Genomic DNA, 26,443 nt, shown 5'->3' with positions numbered 1-26,443 from the left:
TCCGGGATCGATCTCGTCGGGCCCGCTCCGCTCGTTCCCAGCTCGCCACAACCGCACTGGGCTGTCCCCCGGGTCCACCCCCCCGGGGCCCACAGCGCAGTTCCCCCTCGGTAACCGGTCAGCGGGTTCCGACCGCGGCCCGCACGGCTCGCCGTGCCATCGCGGAGTCGTCGTGCAACCGTCGTAGCAACAGCCGTTGTTCCTCGCCGGCTGCCACGCCCCCCGGTCCGCCCGCAGGTCCCGGCTCACGGATCGTGCGCTGCACCGCCGTTTCGTAGGTACGGATCTCCCGCGTCAGCACCAACATCAGGTTCACCAGGAACGCATCACGCGCCGCCGGACCCTCCCGCTGCGCCAGTTGGCTGATGTGTCGACGGGCGGCCGGAGCATCCCCGAGAACGGACCAGAGGGTCGCCAGGTCGTAGCCCGGTAGGTACCAACCCGCGTGCTCCCAGTCGACGAGGATCGGACCGGTGGGCGACAGCAGGATGTTGGACAGCAGGGCGTCGCCGTGGCAGAACTGGCTCATGCTCTGGCGCCCTCCCGCCTGGGCCAGGCCGTGCAACAGCTTGTGAAGGTCCCCCAGGTCACGGTCGGTGAGAAGTCCGAGCTCGTGATAGTGCGCGATGCGTGAGGTGTAGTCGAGCGGACGGTCGAACACCTCCGCGGGAGGGCGCCAGTTGTTCAGTCGACCGAGCGAGCCGAGGACCGCCCGGATGTCGGCACGCGGCGGCGCTTCGGAAGGGTGGCGCACCAGGGCCGCGGGACGACCGGGCATTCGCTCGATCACCAAGGTGCAGTTGTCGGGGTCTGCGGCGATCAGCCGCGGGGCCCGGACCAACGGGCGATGCCGCACGAAGGTCCGGTAGACCGCTATTTCGTGCCGGAACCGCTCGACCCAGACGGGGGAGTGGTCCAACAGGCACTTGGCGACGGCGGTGGCGCGACCGGTGGTGCCGACGATGAGTACGGAACGTCCGCTGCGGCGCAGCACCTGGACCGGATTGAACTCCGGGCAGATCCGGTGCACGGATGCCACGGCCATGCGCAGTTGTGCTCCCTGCGGACCGGACAGATCAAGTCTCCCGCTCAGCTGGCCGCCGACCACGGCCGGCCGACGCATCCGGGTCGCCGCGTGCACGGGTCCGGAGTACGGTCCGGTGCCCACCGGGACGGTGGCGCGCTGCGGCCGGTGTGGCGCGGACACGGAGGACGATGCTGTGTACATGGGGGTGACAGATCCCTTCGCGCGCCGACAGTCTGCAAGCGCTGCCCCGTCCCGACAACGCGATCGCATCCTGGGGAATGTGACCGGTTGCCGGGCCGGGGTGGCGCGTTCCTACGTCACACCAGCGCACGGGTGGCACACCATCTGGCGGACCCTGGCGAAACCCTGGCGAATAGTCGCCACCCCCCTGACGGAGGGTTACTGTCGACTCAGCCGAGAACCTGGGGGCTTGACGTGACCGGAGTACCCAACACCCGTCTGTGTGACCTGTTCGGCCTGGCCGGCTGGTCCAAAGGCGAACTCGCAAGACTCGTGAACCGGCAGGCGGCGGCCATGGGCCATCCCCAGCTGGCGACCGACACCTCGCGGGTACGGCGCTGGATCGACATGGGGGAGACCCCGCGCGACCCCGTGCCCCGGGTGCTGGCGGCTCTGTTCACCGAGCGGCTCGGCCGTGTCGTGACCATCGAGGATCTCGGCTTTGCACGGAACGGGCGAGCGGGTAAACGGAAGGGCGCGCAGGGAGTGGACAACCCTGACGGCCTTCCCTGGGCGCCCGACCGGACGGCGGCGGTCCTCACCGAATTCACGGGAATGGACCTCATGCTCAACCGACGCGGCTTGGTGGGCGCGGGCGCCGCGCTCGCCGCAGGAACTGCCCTCAGCAGCGCCATGCACGAATGGCTGCACACCGACCCCGCACTGGCCCGAGACGTCCCCTACACCCACAACCCCCTGCACGCGGACCCCGCGGGCTACGACCGCTACGAGGCCGCACCCATCGGGTCGCAGGAGATCGAGGCGCTGGAGCGTTCCGTCGACATCTTCCGTGCGTGGGACGCCTCCCGCGGTGGCGGACTCCAACGCAAGGCCGTCGTGGGTCAGCTCAATGAAGTGGGCGGCATGCTCGCCTACCGACATCCCGAACACCTACAGCGACGGCTGTGGGGGGTTGCCGCGAACCTTGCCGTACTCGCCGGTTGGATGTCCCACGACGTCGGCCTCGAACCCACCGCCCAGAAGTACTTCGTGATTGCGGCACACGCGGCCAGAGAAGGCGGAGACCGCCCCAGGGCGGGAGAGGCACTCTCCCGTGCCGCTCGGCAGATGGTCCACCTGGGGCGTCCCGATGATGCGCTCGACCTGATGAAGCTCGCCAAATCAGGTTCGGGCGAGGAGACGTTGCCCCGCACCCAAGCCATGCTCCACACCATCGAGGCGTGGGCCCAGGCGGCGAAGGGCCAGGGGCAGGCGATGCGGCGAACGCTGGGCGAGGCGGAGGAGCTCTTCGTCTCCGACAAGGGGGATGTACCGCCGCCGAGTTGGATGCAGATGTTCGACGAGGCCGATCTGCACGGGATGGAAGCCCTGGCGTACCGGACCCTGGCCGAACACGAGCCCGCCGCTGCCACGATCGCCCAGAACCATGCCAAGCAGGCTTTGGAGCTGCGGGAGGGCGGGCGTCAGCGGTCGAAGATCTTCGACTACATCTCGCTGGCGTCCGCTTGCTTCATCGCGGATGACCCCGAACAGGCCGATCGTTACGCCAGGTTGGCGCTCGTGTCGATGGGGGAGACCTCGTCGCATCGCACCTGGGACCGGCTGCGGGAGATGTATCGACTCACCGGGCAGTACTCGGGCCATGGAAAGATCGAGGACCTTCGTCAGGAGATCAGGCTCGCACTGCCCAACAGTCCGTCCCTGAGGGCGAGAAGCGTCGACATCTGATCCGGCACCTGCCCCGAGCTGCGGTTGCTGCCTGCGGAGTGATGCCGTCAGGGGCAGACCTTGGCCACGAGGACGCAGGCGTCATCCATGCGGTTGTCCGTGCCACATGCCTCGACCACGATCCGGACGCATTCCTGGGCGTCTTGGGCTTGAGCGAGACGTGGTGCCAACGCCAGCAGGCGAGCTGCTCCGTCGCTCTCGTCGGCCGCATTCTTGCGGGTGAGACCGTCCGTGTGGAGAAGGAGGAGGTCTCCGGGCAGGAGGGCAACTTCCGCTTGCTCGTACTCGGCGTGGGAGGTGGCACCGAGCAGCACTCCATCGGGCCGTGACAAGGCACGCCCCGTCCCGTTGCGGAACAGCAGGGGGACGGGGTGGCCTGCCTGCGCCCAGGACACCGTTCGGTTCACGGGATCGAAGCGGCAGCAGACCGCGCTTCCCAGTGCGGGCTGTGTCGATGTCTCCAGGAGCCGGTTGGCGTGCCCGAGCACCTCGCCCGGCTCGATTCCGGCGACGCCGAGGCCGCGCAGCGCACCGAGCAGCAGAGCCATGGTGGAGGTGGCCGCCACCCCGTGTCCGGTGAGGTCCCCCACGCTGAACATCGACTGGCCGGAGGGAAGCTGAAGGGCGTCGTACCAGTCGCCGCCGATCAGAGCGCTGTTCACGGAAGGCAGGTAGTGCGCTGCCAGGTCCAGCCCTGCGGTGTCGCCCAGTGGGAGGTGAACGGAGCTGCGCCAGGGCGGCAGTACGGCCTCTTGGAGTTCCACCGCGAGCCGGTGTTCGGTCTGCTCGAAGTGCTGTTGGCGGTGGAGCGAGTCGCGGCTCTCACGGACCGCCCGCTCGCTGCGTCGCAGTTCGCTGACATCGCGGAACACCGCCCACATGGAGGCGGTTGAGCCATCGGGGTCAAGAACGGGCTCGCCCGTCATATGGACCGTCCGAACCCGGCCGTCGGCGCGCACCAGGCGGAACTCCCCGTCGATGGGGCGTCCGTCGACCAGACATGCGGTGACCATGGCCGTCAGCAGGGACTGGTCCTCGGCGAACACGACCGAGGGTAGTTCGTCGAGGGTCATCGGCCCCCGCTGTGGTGAGCGGCCCATGATCTGGAACAGCTCGTCGGACCAACTCACCTCGTCCGTGAGGAGATTCCATTCGGCGCTGCCCACACGACTCAGGAGCGAGCCGGTCCGTGGGTCGTCGCCCCCGGGGAGTGATCGGTCGACATGGCCCGCGACCTCGGGGCTCTGGGGCAACCCTTCCTTCAGCTGACCCAGATGGGTGCCCAGGTCGTCCAGTTGGTGGACGGCGAGATCGCAGAGAGCGCGCTGCCACCTGCCGGCCGGATCGTCCAGGTCGACGACGGCGTCGCGGCGTACGGCGTCCACGTCGCCCCTGAGCCGGTGCGTCCGGGTGATCAAGGCGTCGACGGCGCCGCGCTCTGGAGGCTGCGCGGCAGGACGGTCCGCGAACACATGGGACGGCATGTCGTACTCCGATACAGGCGTGGCCGGGGGCCAGGTCTGAGACACGGTCTGAACAGTGGACCGTTACGACTCTTGCACAGGGAGCGATGGCCCGTAAGGGATTTGGCAACACTCGATGTGGTGGTGCCCCGGTCATATGCTACTGGTAGGTCCGGCTCGGAGCGGAGGACCCTGGCTGGCCACCGCCCCCACCGTTTTATCCGCTGTCAGAGACACGAGCAAGGCGGATTCCAGCTGATTCAGGCGCATTCCTGACTGTCGAGTTTCAATCCTTGGACATGGCGGGCAGGCCCCCCGTACTCGCCAGGACGTCGCTCTCCTGTGTTCTCCCGGGTCTTCCCGTTCGAACGCGACGGTGTTCTGGAGCCGAATCCGTCCGGCTCAGCGGGCGATGGCCATGCCGAAGGGCACCGGTCCCAGTGCGCGTACCAGATCGCCGATCATCAGCACGAACGACTCGGGCCCCCGGGCCGTACGTACGCCTCCGAGGTCGATGATCGACTCCGGAGGCCAGCCCAGATCACCGAGGAGTTCGGCCACGGTCTGCTTCGCCCCGGTGTCATCGCCGGAGAGGAAGGCGCTGGGTGGGACGCTCGCCCGAGCAGGTCGGGACATGAGCGACACATGCACCGTGTTCAGGGTCTTCACCACCCGGGCGCCGGGCAGTGTCCGTTGGAGCTCCTCGGCCAGGCTCCCGCCGGGATACCGGACGGCGGACGCGAATCCGCTCGGACCCGACTCGACGGCGTTCGCCACATCCACCAGCACCTTGCCGGCGAGCTCGCCCCCGAGGTCGGAGAGTACCCGTACGGAGACGTCTCCCGGCAGTGCGTTGACGACGACGTCCGCCGCGCCGGCCGCATCGCGCAAGCCGACGGCCCGGAGGTCCCGGCACTCCTCGAACCGCACGCGCTGCGGATCGCGCGAGCCCATCAGGATCCGGTGTCCGACGTGCTGGAGCCCGCCCGTCAGGGCCCGCGCCACCGCGCCCGTACCCAGGACTGCAATCGTGGTCAAGGTCGGTCCACTCCTCTTGCTCTGGGGTTCTTCGGGTTTCCTGAGCGTCTTCGGGATTCCTCGGGAAACATGCCGCTGCTCAAGGACCGTAGGTGGGCCTACCGTTGGACGGGAGTAGGCACTTCACCGTGGCCAACGCACGCGAAGGGAAGCCATGACCACGCGCACCGCCGCCCAACGGCGGGCCGAGGCACGCACCGTCCATCAGGACGCGTTCGCCCTCTGTCCGACCAACCGACTCCTGGCCCGCCTCGGCGAGAAGTGGGTCGCCGTAGTGCTCAAGGAACTGGCCGACGGGCCGCGGCGCTACGGAGAGCTGGCCCGGTCGATAGCGGGCGCGAGTCAGAAGATGCTCACGGAGTCACTGCGCCGACTCGAACGCGACGGCTTGCTCACCCGCACACTCGTCCCCGGCGTGCCGGCCCGCGTGGACTACGCACTGACCCCGCTGGGGCTCAGCCTCCTGCCGGTGTTGGACGAGCTCGGACGATGGGCCGAGGAGAACACCGCACACATGGATAGGGCCCGTTCCACTTATGACGCCGCACAGGGCGCCCCCTCAGGTCCAGCAACAACTTCCGGCTGATCCTTGCCTGCCCGGAAAACCGCCCACGATCTTCCGTTCCAGTAAGGTTAGGCTGCCCTAAATTGATGCTACTGTCCCGAGACATATTCGGGCTGGTGAGGGGAGGCGGGCGAGCATGGGGCACGGCTGGGAAGGTGTGGTCCTCAAGCTGATGCGCGGCAAGGACTTCGTGTTCACCGTGAGCGGGGTCGAGCAGGTCACCGAACGTTTTCGGCGTGTGCACTTCACCGATGGCGGCATGCTGGCGCAGACCGGTGTCCACCCGACCATGTGGGTTCGGGTCTGGTTCGACAACGGGGACAAGCCCCATCAGCGGGCCTACACCCTCGTGGATCCCGATTCCGAAGCCGGCACCTTCAGCATCGAGTTCGCCCTGCACGACGGGCGGGCCAGCGACTGGGCACGCTCGGCGGAGGTGGGCGACTGCGTCGACGCCACCCTCCAAGGCACCGGATTCACCGCCCCCGCACCGCTCCCGAAGCGTCTCTTCGTCATCGGCGACCCAGCGTCCCTCCCCGCGATCAACTCCCTCCTCGATGCGCTTCCGGACACTCCGGCGACGATCTGGTTCGAGACCGGCGACGTGGTCGAGGAAGAACTGCCGCTGAGGTTGCACGCCGACCGCCATGAACTGCGCCGGGTTCCGCGCAAGGAGCGCGGTGCCCATCTGGTGGCCCAGGTCAAGGAGTCGCTACCCGAACTGATCGATGACCCCTCTGGCGCGTACGTCTGGGTCGCCTGTGACACCGCCACCACGCGGTCGCTCTCCTCCTACCTCCGCAAGGAACTCGCACTGCCGAAGGACCGCATCCACACCCTGGGGTACTGGCGCGCAGCCTGACCGCCCATCACCTGCGGATGCCTGCCCTGGAAGGTGTCGGTGCGGCCGATCCCTTCCCAAGTCGGAGCCCATCCGCCCGGTGCCCTGGGCGGGAGTGCACGGAGGCCGTTGGCGGGGAAGGGTGGAGGAGTGACGGATGCTCCTCGGTTCACCCTGGCCAGCGTGGTCATCGACTGCCGCGATGCACATGCCCTCGCTGCCTTCTATGGGCGATTGCTGGGATGGGAGGTCACCGCCAGTGAACCCGACTGGGTCCAGTTGCGCTCCCTGGACGGGGGTCCGGCGCTCTCCCTCCAGGGCGAGGCCGGCTATGTCCCGCCCCGATGGCCCGAGGAAGTCGATGAGCAGCAGAAGATGCTGCACCTGGACATCCACGTCGATGATCTGGAGGTGGCAACCCGGCGTGCGGTCGCCCTGGGGGCAAGGGAGGCCACCAGCCAGCCACAGGACGACGTCCGGGTCCTCTTCGACCCCGCCGGCCATCCCTTCTGCCTCTTTCTTCACATCTGAACAGTGAATGTAATACTCACTTCATGAGTTCACGCATGACGACCCGGGATCGACGAGGGCGGCGGGAACGGGGGCCGACCGTGCGGATCGCACGGGCGACCCCCCGGGACGCCAAACGCCTCACCGCGATGGTGCGCCGCTCACGCGCCTACGAGGGTGGCTATGCGTCGATGGTCGCCGGGTACCGGGTGGGGCCCGACTACATCGAAGCCCACTCGGTGCACATCGCGATCGGCGAGGACGACGCACTGCTCGGGTTCTACGCGCTCCTCCTCGACCCGCCCGAGCTGGATCTGATGTTCGTGGCGGACCGGGCCCAGGGTCTCGGTGTCGGACGCCAACTGATTACCCACATGATCACCGAGGCGCGAAGCGCCGGCCTCGCTGCCGTTCGCGTCGTCTCCCACCCCCCTGCCGAAGGCTTCTACCGCAGCGTCGGAGCAGAGCGCACGGGCACCGTTGCCGCGCAGCCGTCCGTGGTGAACTGGGACCGGCCCGAGTTGATGTTCCATCTCGACCGCCTCGACGAGGGCTGCTCCACCACGTCCGGCTAGCCGCCGCGGAGGCGGGGCGAGCAGTTGCCGCCCCGCACTCCGGCTGACCCACGTCAGTCGTTCACACCACCGCTCCCGTTCCGCGGTCCTTTCGCTTCGTCCCCGTCGGCCGGGAACGCGGTCGATCGGGATAGCGGTGCTGGAGGCCGACGGCGATCGGCATCGCGGTGAAGACGGTCGATGCCATGCCCGCCACGACTCCCACGAGCAGGGCGATGGAGAAGTCGGTCAGCGAGTCCCCACCCAGTACGGCGAGTGCGATCAGGACGAACAGCGCACCCATTCCCGTGTTCACCGTACGGGGAAGGGTCTGCGCTACGGCCTTGTCAGCAAGCTCCGGCCATGCGCCGCGCGGCGCCGCGCGGCGCAGTTCTCGGAGTCGGTCGAGGACGACGACCGTGTCGTTGACCGAGTATCCGACCACGGTCAGCAGGGCTGCCAGGAACACACTGTCCACCGGCTTGCCCAACCAGGCGAACAACCCCACCACCAGCAGGACGTCCTGGACCATCGCCGCCACCGCCGCCGTTGCGAAGGTCCAGCGGAACCGTACGGTCAGATAGACCAGTTGCGCTGCCACGGCCACCGACAGTGCGATCAGTGCGTGTTGGCGCAACTCGCTGCCGAGGCTCGGCCCGATGGTGTCGTCCCGTTCGACCGCGACCTCGCCGACGGCCTTCTCCAGTGCGCCGCGGACCTTCTCCTGCTCCTCGTTGTCGAGCTCCCCGGTACGGACGGTGATGGACTGCTCGCCCGTCGCCTGCACCACGGCCCGCGGGAATCCCGCGTCCGCCACGGCCTGCCGGGCGATGTCCGCGTCCACCGGGCGCTCCGCCGCGTACTGGATCTGCCGCCCGCCCGTGAACTCGACGCCGAACTCCAGACCGCGGACACCGATGCCGCCCAGAGCGAACAGCAGCAGCGCGGCGCAGCCGCCGAGCCAACGGCGCCTGTTCCGCATCAGTCGGGGTGGGCGCTTCGCCAGAGCTGCCCGTACCCGTCCCGTCAGCGTCAGACCGGTGATCGCGGGCCTCTTGCGCACCCAGCCCCGGCGCAGTGCCCACTCGGCGAGCAGCCGGGTGATGAGCATCGCCGACACCAGGGACACCACGACACCGATCGCGAGCGTCACCCCGAATCCCTTGACCGGTCCGATGGCGAAGACGAACAGCAGACCGGCGGCGAGCAGGGTCGTCACATGTGAGTCGGCGACCGCGCTCCACGCCTTGTCGAATCCGACGCGCAACGGACGCCGTAGATCCATCGCCCGGTCCGGGGAGCGAAGGTACTCCTCCCGTGCGCGTTCGAAGACCAGCACATTCGCATCGACGGCGATACCGATCGCCAGGACGAATCCGGCGAGTCCCGGCAGGGTCAGCGTGGCGCCGAGCGCGACGACCGCGGCGTACGACATCAGCCCGTACAGGGCGAGTGCGATCGTGGCGAGCAGCCCGACCAGCCGGTACACGGCGATGATGAACACGCCGGTACAGATCAGACCGATCACGGCGGCCAGTGCGCTCGCCTGGATGGCTTCCTTGCCGAGTGTGGGTCCGACCACGCTCTGTTCGATCGTCGTCACCGGAACGGGCAGGGCGCCCCCCTTGACGAGGGCCGCCAGATCGCGCGCCTCGTCGGCGCTGAAGCCACCGGTGATCTGGGCGTTCCCGCCGCTGATGCCCGCTCCGCACTGCACTGACTGTTCCATGCCGGGAGCGGACACGATCGCGTCGTCCAGGACGATCGCGACCCGGCGCGCCGGATCACCGGGGGCTGCGCAAGCGGCCTCTCCGGTGATCCGTGCCCAGTCCTTGCCGCCGCCACGGAAGGAGAGGTCGACCGTCCAGCCCCGACCGGACTGGGCGTCCAGGACGGCGGAAGCGTCCTTGACCCCCTCGCCGGTCAGCCCGGGCGGTGCCAGCCGGAGAAAGCTCCCGGATGCGTCCGGATCGGGCAGGACGCGTGATCCGTCCGCTGCGGGACCGCTCTTGGGTCCCGCAGTCATCTCCTGTACGGGGTGGAAGGTGAGCTGTGCGGTACGGCCGATGACCTCGGCTGCTTCACGGGGGTCGCGTACCCCGGGCAGTTCGACGACGATGCGCTGTTCACCGGAGCGGGCCAGCGACGGTTCCGACACTCCCAGGGCGTCGACGCGTTGCCGAAGGACTTCCAGTGCCCGGTCGGTCGCTGCGGCGTCGGCCTTCACGGTGGGGGAGTCCCGGGTCTCCAGGACGATGCGGGTGCCACCTCGTAGATCGAGTCCGAGGCGGGGCGGGTTGGTCAGGGCCACACCGACCGACAGGGCGATGAGAGCGAGCGCCAGAAGGGCGCGCCAGAACGTGGCGCGACGAGACATGAGGACTCCACGGGCAGCGCGCAGAGCGCCTACGGGCGCCTGCGGACAGCGGAAAGGTCAAGGAGCACCTGCTCGGGCACCCCGGCACGGTCGTGCGGCGGGGTGGGCAGGTGCTGAAGGACGTCAGCTGCTCGTTGTGGAGGGCGGTGCGCGGGTGTGTCGCGGGCTGTACGGAGAACCGGGCGGTGCGCGCTCCTGGCGCGGTCCGACGCAGGCGTCACCGACCGACGGGCGGGGAAAGTCGAACGCGACCGGTCCCGCCGGGGCGGGGGGCGCGAGGAGCAGTCGGGCGCCGGTGTCGACCGCCACGGCCTCCTCGACGCCGGTGTGCACCAGACGACGCACCTCGGAGTGGGGCTCCTGGTGGGGCGAACCGGTCCGGGAGGTGTCGGCGCGGAGGGGCACCAGGGGGCCGACGGGCGCCGCGTGAGTGGTGGTGACGCCGGTCGTGTGCGGTACGCCGACCAGGACCGAGAAGGTCCCCCAGACGGCGAGCAGGACCGACGTCAGTGCTGCTGCGACGAGGAGTCGGGTGCGTGAGTGCATCGCCTTCCCCTCTGTCGCGGTCCCTTGTTGACCTTCACCTTAGGCGATGCCGCGGCGGGGACGACAGCGATGGCCCCACCCTCCACACCGCCTCGCTCCACGCCGCCTCGCTCTATGGCCCCTGCCTCCATGACGCCTTGCTTCATGAGGACGAACGGCCGGTGGCCCCCATCCGTCGACGGGGGCCACCGATGGTGCTCGGGGTGTCAGAACACGCTCAGTCCGTACAGGCCCAAGGGCTCGGTGACCGGCTGGTAGAAGGTCGTTCCGCCCACCGAACAGTTGCCGCTGCCGCCGGAGAGCAGTCCGTGTGCTGTGGAACCGGAGAACAGCGGGCCGCCGCTGTCACCGGGCTGAGCACAGACATTGGTCTGGATGAGGCCGTAGACGAGCTGGCCGCCGCCGTAGTTCACCGTGGCGTTGAGGCCGGTCACCCGGCCGTTGTGGTAGCCCGTGGTGGAGCCGGTGCGCTCGACGAACTGACCGACGGCGGGGTTGCCCGCGTTGACGATGTCCCGGTACGTGCCGTTGTACAGGTAGACGCGGCCGTCGGCGGCGGCGCGGTTCGCGTGCCGGATGATGCCGTAGTCGTCGACGGGGAAGCTGGACGCCACGGTGGTGCCCAGCAGCACGGTGTTGGCCGGGTTGGTGTACCAGGTGCTTCGGCCGTTGGTGCAGTGTCCCGCGGTGAGTGCGTAGTAGGTCCCGGCGCGGACCGCGTTGAAGCCGAGGGAGCACCGGGCCCCGGTCGAGTAGATGGCCTCGCCACCGGCTATCAGTCTGCTGAAGGTGCCGGCGGCCCGCTTGATCTCCAGGGTGCCGGCGTATGCGCCTGCGGCCTCTTTGAGTTGGGCCAGCTGTCCGGCTGTGACCCGTTGATCGGCGGTGACGACGATCTTGCTGGTCCTTCGATCCGTGTACCAGGCCGTGCCCGCGACATCGGCTTCGAGGACCGCCTCACTGGCTTGGGCGAGCTGCGCCGATGTGGCCCGCGCCGTGCCGCTCGGTTCGGCGACCGCGTGGGGCGCGGCCAAGGCGGTGACTGTGACCAGGCTGGCGGTGACCGCGACCATACGGGCGCGTCCGGTGAAGGAGCCGAGGGGTAAGAGTCGCTTCAGTTTCACTGCAACCTCCGATGGGAGATCGAGGGGCCCGGTGGGAGGACGGGCCCTGGAACCGTGCGATCGACGGACCCTCCGGACCGGTTTGGTCATGAGCCTGCCAATCGACGTGGTGGCGATCCTCGGATCGCGAAGTGCGGTAGGGCAAGTTCGCTTTTCGGGCACCTATCACGTGATGAGTGGCGTTCGGCCGGAGTGGCGGGATCAATGCATGCCCCATGAAGAGCGGCGTGCGGAAATGGTGGGTCGGCCCTGACGCGACGTGGTCGCTTCCCCCTTTTTGTTGGTGTACGAGCAATTGGGTTGCCTTCTGCCCATGGCATGCAATTCATGGGGGAGTGCTCTTTGGCTCGGAAAGCACGAAAGCCTCGTGCTCCAGCCAGCTCACGAGCTGAACGACAGTGCATCGTCGGTCGCCGAGAACGGTACGGCTCGGTGTTTGGTGTCCCTCGAAGGCCCACGTCCGGTGGTGCCCCGGCTCCCTATGGTCCGTGTCGCGTCGCTGTATGCACCAGGGAGCGATACTCCGCGGTGTTCGGTGGCGGGATGACGTCCTGCTCCCTTGAGGGCTGCGCGTGAAAGGCATGCACCGGTGCCGGTGAGCCCGCGACGTACTGTGCCCCTTGCCCCGCTACGCCCGATTGGTGCTCTGACCTGTTCTGCGCGCGCCCACCACTTTCGGGCGCTCCCTCACCCGGCTTCGCCGTGACCGAGCCACCTTCTTCACACCAGCCGCAACCGTCTCGCCGCGATGCCCACCCGCACGGTCTGGCCCCACGTCAGTTCCAGCGCATCGCTCTCGATGCCGTCCCCGAAGGCGACGAGACGGTCGGACTCCACCGTGAGCCGAAGCTCCTCCGTGCCGGCCAGTGTCCCCTCGACCAGCCGCGTGCCGGTGGCGGGTGACGGCCACGCCTCGCGCACGAACCACAGCAACCGGGGATCGGCCGGACCGGGAAGCGGCAGTGCGCTGCTCCGCTCCTGCCAGAGCGAGCGCAGCCAACCCGTCGACCCCGTGCCGGTTCCCACCAGCACACCCGAGGACGCCTGCGTCTCCGGATCGGTGGCTGCGGAAGGCGTGAGGCGGTAGCGAGCGCTCTGATGGCCCGGACTGCCGAAGTAGATCTCGTTCAGGGCGCACAGCCGCTCACCGTTGTCGGCCGCGGCCTCCACCATGGTGAGTTCATCGATGGCGGGGCCGCCCGCGGCGGCTGCCGACAACAGCCGGGCGGTGTCCCGCGGGCGGTGCCGCACCAAGGTCCCGAGACCTCGGCCGGGCTCGGTGTCGATACCCACCACCGGCTGCTCCGACAGGTACTTCGCCGTGTTGGCCACCAGCCCGTCCGCCCCCACCACCACGACCACGTCCTCAGGTCCGAAGAGGAACCGGTCCAGGTCGGCTCGCTCCAGGCGGGCCTGGCGCCAACTCGCCGGAATGGCGGCCTCGACCTCGCTGAGCGAGAGCTGCTTCCTCCGATGCCGATCGACCACGTCGTCGATGCCACGCCCGCGCGACGAGAGGAAGAACTCGGCCTGGCCATGGGTGCCGTGGCGGGCGAGCAACTCCTCGTACTCGCTCGTCCGGTGGACCACCACTGCCCGAGGAGCCAGGCTCACCGCCGGTCTCCTGCGGGTGGGGCCGGCATCTGGTGGCCGGCGCCCAGCTTCGCGAGCAGTCCGGTGAGGACGTCGGGCGAGACGGTGAGGCTGTCGATGCGCGGCAGGTTCTCGGCGAGCCGTGACCCGGTAAGGGCGTGCAGCGTTGCCGGGTCCACCTCCGAGTGGACCCGCAGCCAGGCCGACTGGGCATCGGCGCGCGCTTCTCCCGCTGCGCGCGTCGCCTCTGCCTGTGCCATCGCGAGCCGCACGGTGCGCAGGGCCTCCGCCTCGGTTCGCACTCCGTCGGCAGCTGCTTTCTCCTCGGCCTCGCGGCGGGCGTTCGTGCCGCGCTGCTCGACCAGCAACTCCTCCTGCCGGGCCAGTTCGATCTTGCTGGCCAACTCGTTCTCGGCAATCGCGCGTTCGCGCTGGACGGCATTGGCGCGCCGCTCGTAGGTGGCTCGGTCCGCATCCTGTTGGATCTGTTCGCGCGCCGGGGTGCGCAGGGCCCGTTCCACCTCCGGTTCGGGGCGGATCGCCACCACTCGGACGGCGACGAGTGCGATACCGGTGGCTGAGAGCCGGGGTTCGTCCCCGAGCCCGTCGGCGATGCGCCCCCGCACTGCTGACACCCCGTCAACCAGAGCGGCGGACAGGGGCGTACGGGCCAGCACATCCAGCGCGTGCTGTTGGGCGGTCTCGGTCAACAGGGTGGAGATCTGGGGGAGTGGTGCGCCGCGCCACGCTCCGGTGTCCGGATCGATCGAGAAGTCGATCCGCTCGGCCGCAACGGCCGGATCGGCGACGCGGTACGTGACCGTCGCCTGGACGGTCACATCCTGGAAGTCCGCGGTGCGCGCGTGGAAGACCATGGATTCCTCCCGGTCGTCGACCGGGACTTCGCACAGGGCAGCCGTCAGAGCGCGGAACCAGAAGCTCAACCCCGTCCCGTCGTGGACGAGTTGTCCCCTGCGGTGGTGACGAATGTGCGCGGTTGGTGCCGAGCGAAGATGACGCCAACCGAATCGCCGAACGATGTCAGCCATACCTAACCCCCATTTTTCGTCTCTCTGACGATAGCCACGAGGAGGCTTATCGTCAAGTGGACGAGATGAGGGCCGCTGGTGGAGTGGTTCGCGTGGTTGCTGCCCTACTCAACGGCCTGAAAGCGTCGCTTGGTTGGCGTCATTTCGCCATGCTGCGGAGTTCATCGAGAAACGTGCCACGATGGAAAGGGAAAAGGTCGCCGAATGCATGGGGTAGGGGAAGAGCATGGCAGCGGTTGAGCGCCGAGGGGGCGTTAAGTACGGGCGGATTCTCTCATTGGGGACATTGCCGGGAGCGGCTACCGCCCTCACCGCTACGATTGCGGTGTATATGACATTGGTGGCATGGGGAAACATCTCTGATTTCGACACCAATAGACAATTCGTCCGCCATGTCCTGGCGATGGACACCACATTCAAGGACGAAGACGTCATGTGGCGTGCCATCGAATCCCGAACCATCAGCGATATCGCCTATGTTGCGATCATTGTCTGGGAGACGATGGCAGCCCTGGTCCTCGCCGCGGCGACCTGGCTGTGGACGAAGAGCCTGCGCAAGGGCGACTTCCGGCGTGCGAGGAAGACCACGACCTTCGGGCTGACGATGACCCTGCTCCTCTTCGGGCTGGGATTCATCGCCATCGGGGGCGAGTGGTTCCAGATGTGGCAGTCGCCGCAGTGGAACGGACTGGAGCCGGCCGGCCGCAATGTCATGATGGCCGCGGTGGTCCTCATCGTGATCCATCTGCCCGGAGTCCGCGGTAACCACGAGCGCACGGCACACCGTTGAGGAAGGCGTGAGGGGCCTTGCAGACTGTCGATCAGCCGTTGCACGCATAGCTGAATCGGCCGATCGCACGCTCGGTCGAGGGGGAGAGGATCTGGAGTTCGGCGCTCGCGCGGTACGCACCCGTGCCGTGGAACGTCCAGAGCAGGTGTAACCGAGCGGTCTTCTGCCCACGGGCCAAGGTCTCCCGCAATCGCTCCGAACGCGTTCCATCGCTGCGCACCCAGCGGTAGTGAAGCGTTCCGGGGCGTCCGTCGGTGCGTACCACGGCCACGAGGTCGGCGGTGCTGTCACAGCCGATGGCGGTGGAGCGAGGGTCCACCGAGACGCCCTCCACCGCCAGGGAGCTGCCGTAGCGCTGCCAGGCGAGGAACGCCAGGACAAGAGTCAGTACGGTCGCTGCCAGGGCGTAGCGGCGCAGCCTTCGCGCACGGGCGGGCCCGCGCCCGTGCGGCCCGGCGATGCCCCGACCGTCGGCTGAATGGGCGCCGTGCCATACGGCTGTGGCGATGGAGGGGGCGAGGACGCCCGGGGGTGAGGCCGTCACCCCCGGACCGAACCGCAACACCTCGCCCTCCACCCGGTCGGGCCGTACGGCACCCCAGGGGAGCGGCTGCACCAGAGTGGGACGGTCGATCCCTTCCGCGGCGCGCGGCCCTTCGAACCAGTGGCTGCCCAGAGCGGTCGCACTGTACTCGTCCCCGGGCTCTGGTTGGGGCCCGGGAGAACCTTCGACCTGGGGCCCCCGACGGTACGGAGGCGGTGGCTCGTTCATTGGAGGGCGCACCCCCGTGTGATCTGGCGGGTGGATTCCCCGCTGGTCGCATCCGGCTGTGTCGTGGCGCGGACGCCCAGGTAGCAACCCGTCCCCTGAAAAGCGTGACTGGGGGTGAGGGCGTACTCCTGGGCGCCCTGCAAAGTGAAGCTCTCCGACCCCTCAGCCATCCCGAGCTCGCCCGGGACATCGCCGGTGTACCAGGTGACGACGACGGTGACAGTGCCCGTCCCATCGGTCAGCACGCTGATGGCCGCGTCCGCGACAGGCCCTCGGCGCCGCTGCTGGAAGGAATTGACCGCCACGGAGCGGACCCGTACCGGGGGCGTGGCCGATGCCGAAGGGCTCGGACGAGTGCTCGGCGGCGGGCTCACCGAGGGGGACACCACCGGTGCGGACGAGGACTGCGGCGCTGAGGGCACGGGCGCGGCCGTTTCGGACGCGGAAGCCTCGGGCCGGGTGCTCAGTGACGGCGAGGGCGTCGGCGACGGCGAGGAGATCTCAAGCAGCGAAGGCGAGGGCTCGGGGGGCCCGGAACTCTGTGCTTCGGCGGTCGGTTCCGCAGGTGTCGATTCGGGGGACGCACTGGTGGTGGCGAGGTTCTGGGCGCTCACCCGCACCGGAGTGCTGGCGGCCGATTCCTGGACGATGATCAGTGCGAGCAGCCCGGCGAGAACCGCGAGTGCCACGGCCAGGGCGAGGGCACTGGCCAGGACTCCCCGGAGCGCCGAGATGAGGTCACGACCGGAACCAGGACCACCAGGAACGAGCCCGCCTACCGTCGGATCGGGCCGTCGGAGCGCGGTGGTGGCCAGTTCGGTGGTGCCTCCCGCCTCGCCGGCGAAGGGGAACAGGAGGGGCAGCAGTGCGGCGAGGGCCGCGAGCTTGCGCTGTCCCCGCTCCTCCCACTCGGGCCCGTACGCCCTCTGTGCGATCGAATCCAGTTCGGCCACGAACACATCGGCGTTCGCAGGGCGATCCGCGGGCGACTTGGCCAGCCCCCGCCGGATCAGGGGGCGTACGGCCTCCGGAGCGTCCTCGTCCGGTACCGGCGTTTCGATGTGTTGCAGGGCGAGTTCCGCGAAGTTCTCTCCCGAGTAGGGCTTGTGCCCCGTCAGGCACTCGTAGAAGGTCGCCGTGGCCGCATAGACGTCAGCGGCCGGTGAGGCGGGCTCCCCCTGCCACTGCTCCGGAGCCATATAGGCCGGGGTGCCGGCCACCTCCACTGTCGATCCGTGGTCCACGGCGATGCCGAAGTCGACCAGTTTGGACGAGCCGTCCGCGGCGACCAGAACGTTGTCCGGCTTGTAGTCACGGTGCACCACACCTGCTCGGTGTGCTGCGGCCAGGCCCAGGAGGGAGCCCTTCAGCACCACGAGAGCAGCTTCCGGGCCGGTGGTCGCCCCTTCTTCGCGCAGCAGGGCACGCAGGGCGATGCCATCGACCAACTCCATCACGATGGCTGCCCCGTGGGGGGACTCGACGTACTCGTACAGTCTGACGACGTGGGGCGAGTCCAGTCCGCCGAGCAGCCGGGCCTCCGCACGGAAGCCCTGGACAAAGCTGGGGTTCGACCTCAGTCGTTCACTGAGGTACTTGATCGCCACTGCTGTCCCGGTGGTGTCATGGACCGCTTGGACGACCCGTCCGCTCGCACCTGAGCCCAGCTCTCGGACATCGGTGTACCCCGGAACCGACCACGTGTTCATCCCGTCCCCCTCGCCGCCACGGCCGGTGTCCAGCACGGTCGTCAACGACCGCACGATGACCGGCCCCGGCTGCCGCACGGCACCCACCCGCTCTCCCCAGAACAGACACCATTGCCGGCCGCTGCGGTTCCCGCCCCCGCCATGGTTACGTCGAAGGATCTCGGGATGCGTTCCCGCCGGTCTGGATGCAGGGTGGAGTCATGTCCCGGCATCCGCCCGTCATTGTGCAGCCACCCTCCCGTAGCGGTGGTCGCCGGGTGACGGTGAATGGCCGGATCGTGGGATTCGTGTACGGACGGGGCGAACTCGCCGAGTTGCTCCGCGCCGAGCTCGCCCCGACTGCCGAGACGATCGATCTCGTGGGGTCGGACCTGATCCAGTGGCGAGGAGGCGGCGCCGACGACTGGTCCGTTCCGCAAGACACCTCCCACGGTTCCTGACGATAGCCGCGGCGTTCCTGACGACAGCCGCGGCCGAGCACGGCTACGCGCTTGTCCCCGGGACCATGTCCCCACATGTTGTGGTCCGCCCACCCGAACACACCCGCCGACACACCGCAACGGATGCAGTGCAGTGTCTCGCGCCGGTCCGCAGTATCGCCCTGGCCCCGGCGACTCGGGGGTGTTGGTTCACCACTGCGGTGACCCGCCCAGCGAAATCCACATTGCCTCCACGCCCACGCGCTGCATAGGATGCGCGATGTGACTGCCGGGTCGGCCTTGTGCCAGAAGCGAGTTGGGTTCCCGGCCTCGGAGTGAATCCGAGGCGGGTGAGAGCCCCGCCTTTCTGCTTTCACACATCCGGCGCCTCGCGCGCTGTTGAGATGAAAGCCCCTTGTGCCCTTCATACGGCGCAAGCCCTCACCGAATTGATTCCGCCGTCCATTGTCCGACGGCTTCTCGGGCATGGCCAAGCGCGCCGCGCGCTCTGGTCAGCCGTGCAGAGAACGCGAGAAAGCAGAGCATGCCAAACGATTTCAATCAGCAGATCATCGAGGAGTTCCGGGCCCGAGGCGGTGTCGTCGGCGGCCCGTTCGAGGGGGCGAGGCTGCTCCTCCTCACCACGACCGGGGCCCGCTCGGGCGCCAGCCACACCACCCCCGTCGCCTATCTCCCCGACGCCGATGATCGTGTCCTCGTCATCGCCTCGGCCGCTGGCGCACCCCGGCATCCCGCCTGGTACCACAACCTCCTGGCCAATCCGCGTGTCACCGTGGAGGCCGGCGTCTTCACCTATGAGGCGCAGGCCACGGTGTTGGTCGGCGCGGAACGGGATGCCGCCTTCGCCCGGGCGGTCGAGTCCGAAGGGGGGTGGGCCGATTACCAGGCGAAGACCGACCGGGTCATTCCCGTGATCGCACTCAGGGAAATCCCCGCCGGCCCGCCCAACATCGCCGCTTCCTCCCCGGGAGAGGCCATCAGGCTGATCCACCAGGGATTCCGCCATGAACTCGCACTGATCCGCGAAGAAGTCCGACGATCGGGACCCAGGGTGGGCGCCCAACTGCGGATCAACTGCCTGGCGATGTGTCAGGGATTGCACAACCACCACACCGGCGAGGACACCATGATGTTTCCGGCGCTCGCCCGACACCACCCCGAAGCGGCTCCCGTTCTGGAGCGTCTCGACCAGGAGCACCAGAAGATCGCCGTACTGATCGAGGACCTCCAACGGGTCATTTCCATCGAGGACATCGACCCACTGGTCCTCCTCACCGAGGTCGAGCGATTGACCTGGGCCCTTGAGGACCACTTGACCTACGAGGAAGAGCAGTTGATCCCACTCCTCGCCGGATAGGTACGACCCCGGGCGGCCGAAGCCGAGGGCACGGATGCGAGCCGGCCCCGATCTCCTCGTACGAGCCCCGATCTCCTCGTGCGAGTCCGGGTCACCTCGTACGAGTCCGGGGTCATGCCTCCCCTGGCGATCCGGCATCCCGCGGTGGCGATGGGCGGCCCCTCGCTCGGTGCGCCCTCGGTGTTGCTGACCGGGCATCCGTCAGCAACACCGAGCGGCGGACCGTGCCGTCAGCCTTCGTACCGCACTGCGCGCCGGGCCAGCACCGCGGCCACCACCAGATACGGAACGGCGAAGAACGCGAACAGCGGACCGTGGGCCAACTGCCCGGACGCCGTCCCGTACACGCCGTAGACGACGAGCGTGGTGCAACTGGTACCCCAACCGGCCAACGAGGTCACCGTTGCCCGGCTCGGCCCGGTGATCGTGCCCTGAAGCCGAGCGTCGGCCACCACATCGGCCAACTGGAACACCAGAAAGGCGAAGGCGAGCGCGAGGAACCCCCACAGTGCGCCGGCGAGCGCACCCATGGCCAACAGGAGCGCTGCCAGGGCCAGAAGCCCGCCCATGACCCGGTGCGAGAGCTGTTCCGCCCGCTCCGCCAACAGCCCGCCGAGCGTCACACCGACCCAGACGATCAGAACGAACCACGGAATGTCACGGGTCGCCGCACCCATTTCGGCCGCCAGCAGCGGAACGTACTCCTCCAGCGCACCCCAGACAGAGGTCAACAGTACGGACATGAGTAGGGCGTACCGTACGCCTCGTCCGGCCCGGACTTCGGCCAGACCACTGCTGAACACCGACCGGGCGGTCTGTGGTTCAGCGGCAGTCGTTGCCCCAGCCGCCGAGTGGGAACGCCGGTGCTCGGGCAGTGTCAGCGCAGCCGCGGAACACAACACGCAGGCCAGGACGCTGGCGGCGCCCAACGCCGGGTAGCCGCCCCAGGCGAACAGCGGACCCGCCGCCGCGGTCGCCAGGGCTGTGGCCGTCGTGCTGGCCGCAGCGGCACGGCCCATCAGCCGCAGATACCGCTGTTCGGCGCCCAGGCGTTCCAACTCCTCGTAGGCCAATGCCTCCATCGAACCCGAACGCAGAGCCCCACCACCGGCCCAGAGGACCATTCCCAACGCGAATGAGGCGTACCCCGGCAGGGCGACCCACAGGGCGAATCCCATCGACGCCAACGCAGGGCCGATGACCAGCATGCGACGTCGGGACACGGTGTCCGCCCACACCCCTGACGGCACCTCCACCAGGAGGCCCGTCAGGGACGTGATGACGAACAGGGATGAGATCTCGGCAGTGCTCAGTCCGTGGTCGGTGAAGAGCACCGCATAGACCGGATACAACAGAATGAAATCGTCGAGACCGGCATAGGCGAGCAGCCTGCGCTCCAGACGGCGTACTTCAACGGGTACGGAGGCGCGCGCTGGCACGGGCGCACGAGAAAGCGGCATGGGAGGCATTCCTTCGGCGGGGGAACGGACGGTGGCAGGGTCCACTCGCCACGGGGGAGGCCCCCGGCATCCCCCGGCCGTTCCCACCCGCCGACCCGCTTCGGGCGATGGGCAGCACTCAGACGCGGCGCGCCCGGTCTCCGGCGCGCGCCGCGCCGGACGATCCTCGGCCGAGGATCAATGTCGTTGGTGCATCTCACCAGTGTACGAAGGATCCCGCTGCCCGGAGCGGAGAGCCTTCACTCCACCCGTGTTCCTGGCCATCGCCACCCCACCGGCGATGAGCGCCAGCACCACCAAGAAGGCACTCACCCACAACGGCGAGCGATAGCTCTCGGTCGTGGCGATGGCGACCCCGCCGAACCACGGCCCGAGAGCGGCCCCCACATTGAACGAGGCCGTCGCATAGGAACCCGCCAGGGTCGGTGCCGTGTGGGCTGCTGCGAGCACCTGGGCGATCACCGTCGACCCGACGGCGAACGACAGCGCGCCCTGGATGAGTACCAGCCCGAGAGCCACCACGAGATGGTTCGCCCACCAGGCGAACACCGCCCAGCCGATGCCGAGGGCGATCGTGCCGTAGCAGAGCAGCGGCCACGGCCGTACGTCAGAGAACCGACCGGCGACGGTCACCCCGAGGAACGAGCCCAGACCGAACAGTGCCAGAACACCCGGTACCCAGGCGGAGCTCAGGGCCGTGACATCGATGATCAGCGGGGCGAGATAGGTGAAGGCGCAGAAGGTCGCACCGTTGATCAGGGCACCCACCGACAGGGTCATCAGCAGCCGGGGATCCTTCAGCGCGCGCAGTTCCTGTCGCACTCCGAGAGGGGCAGCGGATGTCTCCGTGTTCGGAACCGCCTTGAGTACGGCGAAGACCGCAGGCACGGAGAGCAGTGCCACGGCCCAGAATGCCGAACGCCAGCCCCACAACTGCCCCAACAGTGCCCCACCGGGCACTCCCGTGACACAGGCCAGGGTGATCCCTCCGACCAGGATCGAGGCCGCGCGGCCCCTTGCCTGTGTCGGGACGAGAGCGGTCGCGGTGGCGAGGGCCACCGCGAGGAATCCGGCATTGGCGAGGGCGGCCACGATCCTGGTCGCGAGGAGCACCCCGTAAGTGCTGGTCAGTGCGCCCACGACGTGGACCACCAGAAACGTCAACAGGAAGGCCAGCAGCGCGCGCCGACGGGGCCAGCGCATGCTGGCCATGGCCATGAGGGGGGCGCCGACAACCATTCCCACGGCGAATGCCGAGGTGAGGTAGCCGGCTGTCGGAATGGACACATCGAGATCACGAGCGATGTCCGGAAGTAGTCCGGACAACATGAACTCGGAGGTCCCTTGGGCGAAGACAGCCAGTCCGAGTGCATAGAGAATGAGAGGCACGGCGAAACTCCACAGCCACGATGGAATCGAAGAGGGCAGCGGTGGGTCGCGGGCAGCACCCGAATGCGCGTCGAGGCACACAGCGCCAAGCGCCTCGGGCGGGGCCTGAGGCGTGGAGTGTGTCAGGGCGACAGAGCGGGAAGCCACCGGACGACCGGTGGCGACAGTCTGGACGCCTCGGGGCTGGACATGCGCACAGGTTATGGACCACGTTCGTGCGTTGTCCATACGGTTTCTCGGATCGGCCCACAGCTCTGCCCACCGTCGAACGGCACTGCGGCTGCCTGTGCTGATGCACCCTCATTGGTTCCGTGCTGATTCTCCGCCGAATGAGCACGTCCGATGCATTCGCAGGAGGCTGCACCGGACGAGGGTGTCGATTCGCATGAATTTGGGTGAATGCAGCGGGCGAAGAGGGATGAAGTCGCCGATGCGGGGGAGCGCCAGAGGAAGGGCCGACGGTCTGGAACAGCCGTCCTTGACGACCGAACATCGAACGACCGCATCGATTGGCGCGGCGAACACGGGCCCGCCGAACAAGAGAGGACGGACTGATGGCATTCACTCCCGAGGAGACGGCGTATCTCCAGTCCCAGCCACTGGCACGGTTGGCGAGCACCTCGGCTGATGGACAGCCGGATGTGGTGCCCGTCAGCTTTGAGTTCGATGGAACCCACTTCTGGGTCGGGGGCAGCGGACCGTCCGTCATCCGCACCCGCAAGTTCCGCAATGTCCGTGGAGGCAACGACAAAGTCGCCCTGGTCATCGACGACATGATCTCCTTCGACCCCTTCGTCGCACGGTGCATGCGGATCTACGGCCGGGCCGAGGAGCCCTTCGAGCGGGTGGGACGGGTCGGTCACGGCACCTATATGCGCATCGCCCCCACGGTCAGTTGGAGCTGGAACCTGGAGGGTGTCCCTGTGGGAGACGAGTGGTACGTCCCGCTGCGGACCGTCCACGCACCACCGACCGAACCGTGAGTCGGCGCAGCGGTAACCGGCTCGGCGTCCACCGCCGGGCCACCGGGACCGGACGTTCTGCTGTCCACCGCAGGCATCCCCGCCGCCGAGCGCCCGGGATGCCCAGGATCACTCTCCTGGGAGTCCGATAGGTTGCCCGCCATGACCGAACTCGGACCCGTCGCCTGGCCGCCAGCCCCGATCAGAACCGAACGGCTCGTGCTGCGTGAGCCCGAGGTCCGCGACCATGCGGCGTTCATCGAGCTGCTTGCGTCAGCGGAAGTTCACACCTACCTCGGCGGCCCCCGACCGCGTGATGAGGTCAACCGTGCGGTGGCCGAGATAGCCGAAAGGCGGCCCGGCCTCTTCGTTGTTGAGCTCGACGGGGCGATGATCGGTCAGATCACGCTCACCAGAGAAACGGGACACCTTCAGCAGGCTGCCGGAAGGGTTGAGCTCGGCTATCTACTGCTGCCGCAGGCATGGGGATGCGGCTACGCAGCGGAGGCGTGCGGAGCGGCACTCGACTGGTTCGCCGGCGCGCTTCCCGGCGAACCAGTGGTGCTCGCGACCCAGACCGCCAACCTCCGCTCGATGCGCCTCGCGGCAAAGCTGGGGTTCACCGAGGTGGAGCGGTTCGAGGGCTACGGTGCAGAGCAGTGGTTCGGCGTCCGGTCCTCGACCACACCGTTTGAACCGTCGGATGCAGCGAGGGGCAGTTCTTGCGATGGTCGGAGCGTTGGTTGAGTGCGACCACTGACTGGTGTCTGGTGGGCGTGCACAGAACCATCGCCGGCGGATCGGACGCCGACACGGGGGTGCGGTGATGTGATGGGCAGGTCATCGACGCGATCACGATGGAGAGTACCGCCGCGGACGCCCGGAACCTGCTCAGACCACCGTCCACGCATGGAGTTGACGGCTGATCCGGGACACGTCGAGAGTTCCGGAAGCCGCCTCCTGGACCAAGGCGACCGCAGCCTTCGGCGTGTATCCGAGCACAAGGCCGCCCAGGGCGAGGAAAGCCTCGGTGCTGTGCCAGGCGAAGGCTTCGTTGGAGTGTTCGAGGCAGGGGAGCTTCGCCAGGGTCTGGAGGAGCGCCGCCGCCTTCAGATGGAGTGAACCGTAGATGTCACGATCCATTGCCCGCGCGTACACCCGTCCCACGGCGGCGTACAGGGGGCCGTAGTCATCCACCTGCGGATCACCGGGGAGGAGTTCCGCCGCGTGCAACAGGAAGGAGACGTCGATGCGATGTGCTTCGGGCTCGCCGTCCTCGGGTTCGGTCACGCGGCGTGGTCCTGCTCGCCCCGTTCAGCGTCGTGCCTGGACGGCCGTCGGCCGTCGGCGTCATCGCTGCCCGCCTCGGCGGCGAATGCCTCGTGGCTTCGGGACACGGACGCCTTGAAGTGGTCGAGGAAGGTGGCTTCCACTGCGGTGGCCCGTTCGTAGGCCGCCGAGAGGATGTACTCCTGCATGCTGACTCCCGCGGCCTTGGCGGCGGCGGCGATCGTGGCGCGCTGTTCTGGATCGGGAAAGCGCAGGCTCATGGCCCTTGGCTCGGTCATGATATCGACGGTATCACTGGTATCACCCTCCGAGGGAAGCCTTTCGGTGCCCAATCCTCGGTACGGTTCCCACTGACCTCCTGGGTGGCCGAAAGGTGGTTCTGCATGATCTCCTCTGGCTGGAAGTGAACGCCCAGATGCGTCTTACGTCGCTGAGGGCGAGGTCGGCCTTGCTCGCAGGAGGGAGCCGACCTAGGGTGAATGCGCTTTCAGAACTACTCGGCAAAGGTCACGGGACTGCGGTCACCGGTCCAAGAGGGGACGGGCGGACGCTTGAGCGCTCCCACTGTGTACGACGTCGCCGAACGGTCGGGAGTCTCCATCGCGACCGTCTCGCGCGTGTATCGCAACCCCGATTCCGTACGCGCCCCGACCCGGGACAGGGTGCTCGAAGCCGCGCGTGAACTCGGCTACGTACCGAGTGGGAACGCGCGTGGACTCGCCAGTCGAACCACCGGCGTGCTCGGGCTGTGCTTTCCCGACTACGCCGACCCGGACGCCGAAGCCGATGGCGCGGACGTGGACGACTCAGCCGTCATGCTCTACTCCGATCAGATCATCCGCGGCATGGAACGGGCGGCCAGACGGCACGGTTACGCCCTGCTGATCGCCGCCTCGCTGGAAGGCGGACCACAGAGCCTCGTGGAGCAGGTCGCCGGGCGGGTGGACGGTTTCGCCGTCCTGGCCAGGACCGTGCCCACCGAAGACCTTGAGGTGATCTCGCGGAGGCTGCCTGTGGTCATGCTGGCCGGACCACGGGAGATCGACCACCTCGACCACATCGAGGTGGCCAACTTCGACGGGGAACACGAGCTGACCCGCCATCTGATCGACGACCACGGGCTGCGCCGCCTCGCTTTCGTGGGCGGCGAAAAGGACTCGCCGGACGCCGAGGCGAGGTTCGAAGGGTTTCGGGCCGCGTGTCAGGAGGCGGGGCTACCCGCGCCCGACGAACCCGCCGCACGGGCGGTGATGATGACCCAGGCCGAAGGCGCACGGGCTGCCGAGGCACTGCTCGATCGTGGGGCTGAGCCGCCGCAGGCGATGCTTTTCGCCAATGACCAGATGGCGTTGGGCGCCTTGCACGTACTGGAGAAACGAGGGGTGCGGGTTCCCAAGGACATCGCTGTGGTCGGCTTCGACGGCATTCCCCTCGGGCGGATCGTACGGCCGTCACTGACGACCGTACGACAGCCCATGCGGCAGCTGGGGGAGGACGCGGTGGACCTCTTGGTGAAGCGATTGCGTGATCGCAGCCGTGAGCCCGTCTCCCTGATGTTGCCGGTCTCGTTCACCCGCCGGACCAGTTGCGGCTGCCCCGCCCAAGAGCCTCGCCCCTGAGCCTCAGACCGGCCGAGAGCCCTGGCGGGCGCGATCGCC

At 68.2% G+C, this 26,443-nt stretch carries 25 protein-coding genes; 11 read left to right on the top strand and 14 right to left on the bottom strand.

All coding sequences use genetic code 11. The features are described from left to right. Positions 1-118: 118 nt before the first annotated feature. Positions 119-1,228, bottom strand: coding sequence for an aminoglycoside phosphotransferase family protein (locus ACFXJL_RS18775; RefSeq protein ID WP_384643374.1), 1,110 nt, complete (start codon positions 1,226-1,228; stop codon positions 119-121). Positions 1,229-1,462: 234 nt separating this feature from the next. On the opposite strand from ACFXJL_RS18775, the gene ACFXJL_RS18770 reads away from it, so the two are divergent. Continuing rightward, positions 1,463-2,956, top strand: a complete 1,494-nt coding sequence (locus ACFXJL_RS18770) for a hypothetical protein (protein ID WP_358881371.1) — start codon at positions 1,463-1,465, stop codon at positions 2,954-2,956. A 47-nt stretch (positions 2,957-3,003) separates the two neighbouring features. On the opposite strand, the gene ACFXJL_RS18765 is transcribed toward ACFXJL_RS18770, so the two are convergent. After that, entirely contained in the window at positions 3,004-4,440 is a 1,437-nt protein-coding gene (locus ACFXJL_RS18765; protein ID WP_384693957.1) for a PP2C family protein-serine/threonine phosphatase, read from the bottom strand. 381 nt (positions 4,441-4,821) lie between these two features. Beyond that, a complete protein-coding gene (locus ACFXJL_RS18760; protein ID WP_384693743.1) occupies positions 4,822-5,457 on the bottom strand; it encodes an NADPH-dependent F420 reductase in 636 nt (211 codons plus the stop codon). Positions 5,458-5,611: 154 nt separating this feature from the next. Here ACFXJL_RS18760 and ACFXJL_RS18755 point away from each other — a divergent pair, with 154 nt between their 5' ends. From ACFXJL_RS18755 to ACFXJL_RS18740, 4 genes are all read left to right on the top strand, one after another. After that, a complete protein-coding gene (locus ACFXJL_RS18755) occupies positions 5,612-6,043 on the top strand; it encodes a helix-turn-helix domain-containing protein (RefSeq protein WP_358881369.1) in 432 nt (143 codons plus the stop codon). A gap of 115 nt (positions 6,044-6,158) precedes the next feature. Next, entirely contained in the window at positions 6,159-6,884 is a 726-nt protein-coding gene (locus ACFXJL_RS18750) for a siderophore-interacting protein (RefSeq protein ID WP_384693740.1), read from the top strand. A 129-nt stretch (positions 6,885-7,013) separates the two neighbouring features. After that, the gene (locus ACFXJL_RS18745) at positions 7,014-7,394 is read left to right on the top strand and encodes a VOC family protein (RefSeq protein ID WP_384693737.1); all 381 of its coding nucleotides are present in this window, start codon (positions 7,014-7,016) and stop codon (positions 7,392-7,394) included. Positions 7,395-7,417: 23 nt separating this feature from the next. Continuing rightward, a complete protein-coding gene (locus ACFXJL_RS18740; RefSeq protein WP_384693734.1) occupies positions 7,418-7,948 on the top strand; it encodes a GNAT family N-acetyltransferase in 531 nt (176 codons plus the stop codon). A gap of 61 nt (positions 7,949-8,009) precedes the next feature. Here ACFXJL_RS18740 and secD read toward each other — a convergent pair whose 3' ends face one another. The 5 genes from secD to ACFXJL_RS18715 all read right to left on the bottom strand — a co-directional run bounded on the left by secD (position 8,010) and on the right by ACFXJL_RS18715 (position 14,616). Beyond that, on the bottom strand, positions 8,010-10,304 hold the full coding sequence (secD, locus tag ACFXJL_RS18735) for a protein translocase subunit SecD (protein ID WP_358881365.1): 2,295 nt from the start codon (positions 10,302-10,304) through the stop codon (positions 8,010-8,012). A 123-nt stretch (positions 10,305-10,427) separates the two neighbouring features. Next, on the bottom strand, positions 10,428-10,850 hold the full coding sequence (locus ACFXJL_RS18730) for a hypothetical protein (RefSeq protein WP_384693731.1): 423 nt from the start codon (positions 10,848-10,850) through the stop codon (positions 10,428-10,430). Positions 10,851-11,056: 206 nt separating this feature from the next. Continuing rightward, entirely contained in the window at positions 11,057-11,974 is a 918-nt protein-coding gene (locus ACFXJL_RS18725; protein WP_384693728.1) for a S1 family peptidase, read from the bottom strand. Positions 11,975-12,694: 720 nt separating this feature from the next. Continuing rightward, the gene (locus tag ACFXJL_RS18720; protein WP_384693725.1) at positions 12,695-13,588 is read right to left on the bottom strand and encodes a hypothetical protein; all 894 of its coding nucleotides are present in this window, start codon (positions 13,586-13,588) and stop codon (positions 12,695-12,697) included. Then, entirely contained in the window at positions 13,585-14,616 is a 1,032-nt protein-coding gene (locus tag ACFXJL_RS18715) for an SPFH domain-containing protein (protein ID WP_384693722.1), read from the bottom strand. Before ACFXJL_RS18715 ends, ACFXJL_RS18720 begins: the two co-directional genes overlap by 4 nt. Positions 14,617-14,842: 226 nt before the next feature. Here ACFXJL_RS18715 and ACFXJL_RS18710 point away from each other — a divergent pair, with 226 nt between their 5' ends. After that, a complete protein-coding gene (locus ACFXJL_RS18710) occupies positions 14,843-15,406 on the top strand; it encodes a DUF2165 domain-containing protein (RefSeq protein ID WP_358881360.1) in 564 nt (187 codons plus the stop codon). 31 nt (positions 15,407-15,437) lie between these two features. Here the strand turns inward: ACFXJL_RS18710 and ACFXJL_RS18705 are convergent, their stop codons facing one another. Next, entirely contained in the window at positions 15,438-16,178 is a 741-nt protein-coding gene (locus tag ACFXJL_RS18705; RefSeq protein WP_384693719.1) for a hypothetical protein, read from the bottom strand. Then, on the bottom strand, positions 16,175-17,923 hold the full coding sequence (locus ACFXJL_RS18700; RefSeq protein ID WP_384693954.1) for a serine/threonine-protein kinase: 1,749 nt from the start codon (positions 17,921-17,923) through the stop codon (positions 16,175-16,177). The genes ACFXJL_RS18705 and ACFXJL_RS18700 overlap by 4 nt, the downstream gene beginning before the upstream one ends. 164 nt (positions 17,924-18,087) lie before the next feature. Here ACFXJL_RS18700 and ACFXJL_RS18695 point away from each other — a divergent pair, with 164 nt between their 5' ends. Together ACFXJL_RS18695 and ACFXJL_RS18690 are read left to right on the top strand one after the other, a co-directional pair. Next, complete coding sequence (locus ACFXJL_RS18695; protein ID WP_384693716.1) at positions 18,088-18,327, top strand: hypothetical protein; 240 nt, start codon at positions 18,088-18,090, stop codon at positions 18,325-18,327. A gap of 523 nt (positions 18,328-18,850) precedes the next feature. After that, positions 18,851-19,684, top strand: a complete 834-nt coding sequence (locus tag ACFXJL_RS18690) for a nitroreductase/quinone reductase family protein (protein WP_358881357.1) — start codon at positions 18,851-18,853, stop codon at positions 19,682-19,684. Positions 19,685-19,914: 230 nt separating this feature from the next. On the opposite strand, the gene ACFXJL_RS18685 is transcribed toward ACFXJL_RS18690, so the two are convergent. Continuing rightward, positions 19,915-21,144 (bottom strand): MFS transporter, encoded by a 1,230-nt coding sequence (locus tag ACFXJL_RS18685; protein WP_384693713.1) that lies wholly within the window; start codon positions 21,142-21,144, stop codon positions 19,915-19,917. 177 nt (positions 21,145-21,321) lie between these two features. Then, complete coding sequence (locus ACFXJL_RS18680; RefSeq protein ID WP_384693709.1) at positions 21,322-22,533, bottom strand: Cmx/CmrA family chloramphenicol efflux MFS transporter; 1,212 nt, start codon at positions 22,531-22,533, stop codon at positions 21,322-21,324. Between the two features lie 554 nt (positions 22,534-23,087). Between ACFXJL_RS18680 and ACFXJL_RS18675 the strand changes: the two genes are divergently transcribed. Both ACFXJL_RS18675 and ACFXJL_RS18670 read left to right on the top strand, forming a co-directional pair. Then, positions 23,088-23,516, top strand: coding sequence for a PPOX class F420-dependent oxidoreductase (locus ACFXJL_RS18675; protein WP_358881354.1), 429 nt, complete (start codon positions 23,088-23,090; stop codon positions 23,514-23,516). A gap of 141 nt (positions 23,517-23,657) precedes the next feature. Beyond that, a complete protein-coding gene (locus tag ACFXJL_RS18670; protein ID WP_384643412.1) occupies positions 23,658-24,242 on the top strand; it encodes a GNAT family N-acetyltransferase in 585 nt (194 codons plus the stop codon). Between the two features lie 144 nt (positions 24,243-24,386). Here ACFXJL_RS18670 and ACFXJL_RS18665 read toward each other — a convergent pair whose 3' ends face one another. Continuing rightward, entirely contained in the window at positions 24,387-24,785 is a 399-nt protein-coding gene (locus ACFXJL_RS18665) for a fic family toxin-antitoxin system, toxin component (RefSeq protein ID WP_384693705.1), read from the bottom strand. Next, complete coding sequence (locus ACFXJL_RS18660) at positions 24,782-25,063, bottom strand: DUF1778 domain-containing protein (RefSeq protein WP_358881351.1); 282 nt, start codon at positions 25,061-25,063, stop codon at positions 24,782-24,784. The genes ACFXJL_RS18665 and ACFXJL_RS18660 overlap by 4 nt, the downstream gene beginning before the upstream one ends. Positions 25,064-25,336: 273 nt before the next feature. On the opposite strand from ACFXJL_RS18660, the gene ACFXJL_RS18655 reads away from it, so the two are divergent. Next, positions 25,337-26,404, top strand: coding sequence for a LacI family DNA-binding transcriptional regulator (locus ACFXJL_RS18655; RefSeq protein WP_384693702.1), 1,068 nt, complete (start codon positions 25,337-25,339; stop codon positions 26,402-26,404). Positions 26,405-26,443 lie beyond the last annotated feature (39 nt).

Origin of the sequence: Streptomyces sp. NPDC059256 (assembly GCF_042753785.1) — a bacterium.
Taxonomy (GTDB): Bacteria; Actinomycetota; Actinomycetes; order Streptomycetales; family Streptomycetaceae; genus Streptomyces.
Note: the sequence above shows the minus strand (reverse complement) of the source record. Positions and strands in the feature narration are given on the sequence as shown.